This is a genomic window from Shigella sp. FC1967, assembly GCF_001743005.1.
Classification (GTDB): domain Bacteria; phylum Pseudomonadota; class Gammaproteobacteria; order Enterobacterales; family Enterobacteriaceae; genus Proteus.
Window position 1 is genome coordinate 1 of sequence record NZ_MIIZ01000635.1, and the last position, 6,007, is coordinate 6,007.

Below are 6,007 nucleotides of genomic sequence, written 5' to 3' on the forward strand. Positions count from 1 at the left end.
AAAACGTGTCGTTTCAGCAAGCCATGAACGGCGACCATATTCAGCAAGATAAATCCCTGCAAGAATACCTAACGGTGTTCCAATCACTGTCGCCCATAAAATCAGTAATCCACTACCGACAATGGCATTTGCCAATCCACCACCATCGGTATTCGGTGGCGGTGTCATTTCAGTAAAAAGCGCAAGTGACATACCATCAAAGCCTTTGGTGAACGTAGAGAATAAAATCCACGTTAACCAGAAAAGACCAAATGCCATAGTCGAAATGGATAAGAACAGTGCGATACGATTCTTTTGACGACGCCAAAGTTGGCGTTTATGGCGTATGCGTAATTCGCTTTCAGTCTGAACTTGTAATGAAGAAGAGGATGTTTTGGACATATCAGCGCGCGCCTTCATTTTTTGATAAACGTAATGTCATAAACTTCGAAATCGCAAGAACGATAAAGGTGATGACAAACAGGATAAGCCCTAATTCCATTAATGCGGCCGTGTGTAATCCTGTTTCTGCTTCAGCAAATTCGTTTGCTAATGCAGACGTGATACTGTTACCCGGCATAAACAGCGAGATAGAATCTAACTGGTAGGTATTACCGATGATAAAGGTTACTGCCATCGTTTCACCTAAGGCACGACCTAATCCCAACATAATACCGCCGATAACGCCATTACGGGTATAAGGTAGAACGATATTCCAAATCACTTCCCATGTTGTACAACCAATGCCGTAAGCAGACTCTTTCATCATGACCGGTGTTTGTTCAAACACATCACGCATAACAGAAGCGATATAAGGAATGATCATGATCGCGAGGATAACGCCCGCAGCTAAAATACCAATACCAAAAGCAGGACCGGAAAACAGTTCGCCAACGATAGGAATGGAAGAAAGTACATTACCAACGGGCTCTTGGAAGTAGGTTGCAAAGAGTGGTGCGAAGACAAATAGTCCCCACATGCCGTAAACAATACTTGGAATAGCCGCGAGTAACTCAATCGCGATACCTAACGGACGTTTTAACCAATTAGGGGCTAATTCCGTTAAGAAAAGCGCGATACCAAAACTGACAGGAACGGCAATAATTAGTGCGATGACAGAGGTAACGATGGTGCCGTAAATAGGTACTAGTGCACCAAATTCCTGAGCAGGAGGATCCCACTCTTTTGACCATAAGAATGAAAGACCAAATTGTTGAATGCTTGGCCATGAGGCGAAAATCAGTGAAACAATGATACCTGTTAAAAGCAAAAGTGTAACCAACGCAGCTAGGCGAACCAGTGCGCTGAAAATAACGTCCCCTCGTTTACTAGGGGCCTTTATTACCGTTGTATGCTCGGCCATAAAGCCTCTTTTAATTTATTACCCCCTGTTTAGCAGGGGGTGAACGTTAACTTATCTCTTAATGATTACCAATTTTATTAGTAAATCGGTTTACCATTACTGTCTTTAATACTGGTTTTCCATGCAGCACGAATTTGTTCTACAACTTCTGTGGGTAATACGGCGTAATCTAGATTTTTCGCTTCTTGATTACCTTTGTCGTAAGCCCAGTTGAAGAAATTCAGTACTTCTTTACCTTTTTCTGCATTCTGCTGCTTCTGATGCACTAAGATAAAGGTGGTTGATGTAATCGGCCATGCATTTTCACCTTTCTGATTAGTCAGATCTTGTGCAAAGCTTTTGCTCCAATCAATTTTTCTTGCAGCAGCACTGAAACTGTCTGCTGTCGGAGCGATAACTTCGCCATCAGCGGTGACTAATTTAGTGTAAGCAAGATTGTTTTGTTTCGCGTAAGCATATTCAACATAACCAATTGAACCGGGTACACGTTGAACGAATGCAGCGATACCATCATTCCCTTTTCCACCTAAGCCTGTCGGCCATTTAACGGTAGAGCCAGCGCCGACTTCATCTTTCCAGACGTTATTGACTTTTGATAAGTAGCTAGTGAAAACGAAAGATGTTCCTGAACCATCAGCACGACGAATAACCGCGATATTTTGATCCGGTAATTTTACGCCAGGATTGAGTTTAGCAATGGCAGGGTCATTCCATTTTTGGATTTTGCCTAAATAGATATTACCGATAGTTTCGCCATCTAAGGTCAGTTCACCTGATTTGATACCAGGAATATTGACTGCCATAACAACGCCACCAATCACGGTAGGGAATTGGAATAAACCGTCAGCTTGTAATTTATCATCTGCTAATGGCGCATCAGAAGCACCAAAATCAACCGTATTTGCAATGATTTGCTTAACACCACCAGAGGATCCAATGCCTTGATAGTTAATTTTGTTACCCGTTTCTTTCTGATAGGAATCTGCCCATTTAGCATAAACTGGGGCAGGGAACGTTGCGCCAGCACCAGTCAGCGAGGTCGTTGCCTGTGCAGAAAGAGCGGTCATTGAAAACGCAGCGGCAATGACACTAGTCAGGGTGGTACGCATCAGTTTCATAATCCCTCCTGTGGGATAGGTAGAATAAATTTCGACATCTATCAACTTCGGTTACGGTACGCACAGACAATAGGTCAGTTTGATGACAATTAAATGTCTTAATTGTGACAGTTTTATGACAAAGCGAAAAAATGATGAAATATTTATAGGGGGAGAAAAACAGAATGGAAATGGCGTAATAAAAAGCCGGTCTAAGACTTGAAATCGAGTGGACTAATCATCCTCATCTTCACGTTCTTTTAATGGGAAGTTGGCACGAATTAATAATCCGCCTTTAACGCTATCATCAAGCTCAACATAACCACCATGAGCATCCATAATACGGCGAATGATGGACAATCCTAAACCTGCACCCGTTGAGCTACGTGCTTGCTCACCTTGAACAAAAGGTTGAAAAAGTCGTTGTCTATCTTCTTGTGGAATACCCGGGCCGTCATCTTCAACTTGGAACCACGCATATTCTTCATTTTTGCCACTTGAAATGCTTATCCAGCCATTGCCATAGCGAGTGGCATTCACAACCATATTGGCAAGTGCCCGTTTTACTGCAATAGGATTAGCGGTGATATTGATAGGTTCAGGATGAAGATGTTCTTCACTGATTTTTCCTGAATTAGATTCAGCTGAAATGACTTCTTGTAATAGATTATTCATATCACACAGTTCTAAAGACATCTCTTTACCTGTGCGCATATAGTCTAAGAACTGCCCAATGATGGCATCACAATCTTCGATATCTTTATTGATAGAGTCTGCAAGGTAACTATCTTCGGGGCTCATCATTTCCGTTGCCAAACGAATTCGAGTTAATGGTGTACGCAAATCATGGCTAACACCTGCCATAACAAGCGTTCTATCATTATCTAATGAGCGAATTCCTGACGACATTTGGTTAAAGGCACGAATAATTGATCGCATTTCAGAAGAGCCAGATTCAGGGATTGGAGGGGGAATAACCCCTTTCCCGATACGACGTGCGGCATACTCTACTTCATTGAGTGGGCGATTTTGAAAACGGCTATAAAGCCAGAAAAAAGCGACAACGATAATAATAAAAATAATCGCTTGGCGATAAACAGGCAGTAAGTAGTTTTGCCCTAATTCCGTCAGTGGGACTCGGATCCAAAGAGAAGGAGAGATATGTGTATTGACCCATAAGACAGGATATTCCAACGTATTCTCGATCCAAATTTCGGTTTCCCCTTCGAGATACTCAGTCATCTGTTCACTGAGTTCATCATTCATTTTTGCCCAATAGAGTCCTGCCTCAAGTGCGGCTTCCTTATCAAAGAAAGAGATACCCAATTCGTTATAGATTTTATTGCGTAATGCAGGGGAAATTTTTAGCGGAGTGCCATCGACTAGGATCAATTCTTCAGGCATTAATGTGCGTATTTCATACGCTAATACTTTATTAAATTGCTGCAGGCTTGGTCCAACAATAAGGTGCTGTACAACGATATAACTGGCTATCAAGCTAAAAAAAAGTAGCGAGATAACCAGAAATAACGAGCGTGTCAGTTTATTGTGAGGGGAAAGCCTCAGTCTTCTCATTGAGCACTGGTTCCATCAGGAACAAAGACGTAACCCAGTCCCCAAACCGTTTGAATGTAACGAGGGTGCGTAGGATCTTCTTCAATCATGCGGCGTAAACGAGAAATTTGAACGTCAATTGAGCGCTCCATTGCGCTGTATTCACGACCACGAGCAAGACTCATTAACTTATCACGAGAAAGCGGTTCACGAGGGTGTGATACCAGTACTTTCAATACAGCAAATTCACCACTTGTCAGAGGCATATGCTCTTCTTCGTGGAACATTTCTCGTGTACCAAGGTTTAACTTGAACTTACCAAAAGAGATAACGGCGTTATCTTGTGAAGGCGCACCTGGTAATTCGTTTGCTTGGCGGCGGAGAACTGCGCGAATACGTGCGAGTAGTTCTCTTGGATTAAAGGGTTTTGAGATGTAATCATCAGCACCAATTTCAAGTCCAACAATTCTATCAACCTCTTCCCCTTTCGCAGTAACCATAATAATAGGGATAGGGTTGTTTTGGCTTCTTAAGCGGCGGCAAATAGAGAGACCATCTTCACCAGGAAGCATTAAATCGAGCACAATAAGATGGATAGATTCGCGAGTGAGCAGACGATCCATCTGATCGGCGTTTGCGGCAGTACGGATTTGAAAACCCTGCTCTGTCAAATAGCGCTCTAAGAGTGAACGCAGACGTAAATCATCATCCACGATTAGCACTTTATAACTTTCTTGCATTTTTTAAGCTCCTGAAGTGCAAATGCTTTTGTTAGCGAATTCTATCATCGATAAGAATATTAAACCAAAACCAAAGAATAAATGTTAATAATTTATAGGTAAAACTTGTTCATTGGCTCAGCTAAAGTGAATAAAACTATTGATTTATCTTATTCCGAATTGTATTTGATAGATAATACGCAGTAATTAACTTCACCACCGGGTGTTTGCACACTAATTTCATCATCAACTTGCTTACCAATAAGCGCTCTGGCAACAGGGGAATCAATAGAAATCCACTGTTTTGCTGGATCAAATTCATCGGGACCCACAAGCCTAAAGGTTTTGATATTTTCGTTATCATCTTCAAGCGTGACCCAAGCACCAAAATAGACTTTTCCTTCTTGGCGAGGATCTGGGTCAACGATTTTGAGTTCATCAAGACGTTTTGATAAAAAACGAACACGTCTATCAATTTCACGTAATCGCTTCTTTCCATAAATATATTCAGCATTTTCTGAACGGTCACCTTGTGCCGCCGCTTCTGAAACTGATTGTGTGACACGCGGGCGCTCTTCTTTCCAAAGATATTTTAGCTCTTTGTCTAAGGCATACCAGCCATCACGGGTAATATAGTTACTTTTTGCCATTACGAATAAAAACTATCATCAACATTGAATTTCATAAAGGTACTATAGCGTGAATGTTAAAATAATCTGTTAATTTCCTCATAATTGTCGAGCTAGATAGGAAATTTGCCAAATTTTTTTAGTGCTCTGCGTGTATAATAGCCATCTTTTTTAACTATTCCTCTCGGTAGGTAAATATATTATGAATGAATCATTAAGCCGAATTATTGCAGATGAGCTCTCTGTTAAGCCCCAGCAAGTCCTTTCGGCCATAACGTTACTGGATGAAGGGAATACGGTGCCATTTGTTGCCCGTTATCGAAAAGAGGTCACCGGCGGATTAGATGATACGCAATTACGTCAATTAGAAACCCGCCTCGGTTACCTACGGGAACTCAACGATCGCCGCCAAACAATTTTAAAATCAATTGAAGAACAAGGAAAACTGACACCAGAATTGCACTCTTCAATTAATGCAACTCAAAGTAAAACAGAGCTTGAAGATCTCTATCTTCCTTATAAGCCTAAGCGCCGTACTCGTGGCCAAATTGCGATTGAAAATGGATTAGAACCTTTAGCGGATTTACTGTGGAATGAACCACAACATAATCCAGAAGACGCGGCAACTGCTTATATCAACACCGAAAAGGGTGTTGATGATACAAA

Annotated in this window: 7 protein-coding genes; 1 reads left to right on the plus strand and 6 read right to left on the minus strand. The window is 41.6% G+C overall.

Annotated features, from left to right (window positions below; all coding sequences use genetic code 11):
• The 6 genes from BHE89_RS08130 to greB form a co-directional block, all read right to left on the minus strand.
• The coding region (locus BHE89_RS08130) for an ABC transporter permease family protein (protein ID WP_458694210.1) at positions 1–381 on the minus strand (381 nt) is incomplete at its 3' end.
• 1 nt (position 382) lies between these two features.
• The gene (gene pstC, locus BHE89_RS08135; protein ID WP_069369539.1) at positions 383–1,342 is read right to left on the minus strand and encodes a phosphate ABC transporter permease PstC; all 960 of its coding nucleotides are present in this window, start codon (positions 1,340–1,342) and stop codon (positions 383–385) included.
• Between the two features lie 77 nt (positions 1,343–1,419).
• Positions 1,420–2,460, minus strand: a complete 1,041-nt coding sequence (gene pstS / locus BHE89_RS08140) for a phosphate ABC transporter substrate-binding protein PstS (RefSeq protein WP_069369540.1) — start codon at positions 2,458–2,460, stop codon at positions 1,420–1,422.
• A gap of 213 nt (positions 2,461–2,673) precedes the next feature.
• On the minus strand, positions 2,674–4,014 hold the full coding sequence (gene envZ, locus BHE89_RS08145) for a two-component system sensor histidine kinase EnvZ (protein WP_069369541.1): 1,341 nt from the start codon (positions 4,012–4,014) through the stop codon (positions 2,674–2,676).
• Positions 4,011–4,733, minus strand: coding sequence for an osmolarity response regulator transcription factor OmpR (gene ompR, locus BHE89_RS08150; RefSeq protein WP_069369542.1), 723 nt, complete (start codon positions 4,731–4,733; stop codon positions 4,011–4,013). Before ompR ends, envZ begins: the two co-directional genes overlap by 4 nt.
• Before the next feature lie 149 nt (positions 4,734–4,882).
• Entirely contained in the window at positions 4,883–5,362 is a 480-nt protein-coding gene (gene greB, locus BHE89_RS08155) for a transcription elongation factor GreB (protein ID WP_069369543.1), read from the minus strand.
• Positions 5,363–5,543: 181 nt separating this feature from the next.
• On the opposite strand from greB, the gene BHE89_RS08160 reads away from it, so the two are divergent.
• A partial coding sequence (locus tag BHE89_RS08160) for a Tex-like N-terminal domain-containing protein (protein ID WP_286145991.1) occupies positions 5,544–6,007 on the plus strand: 464 nt, incomplete at its 3' end.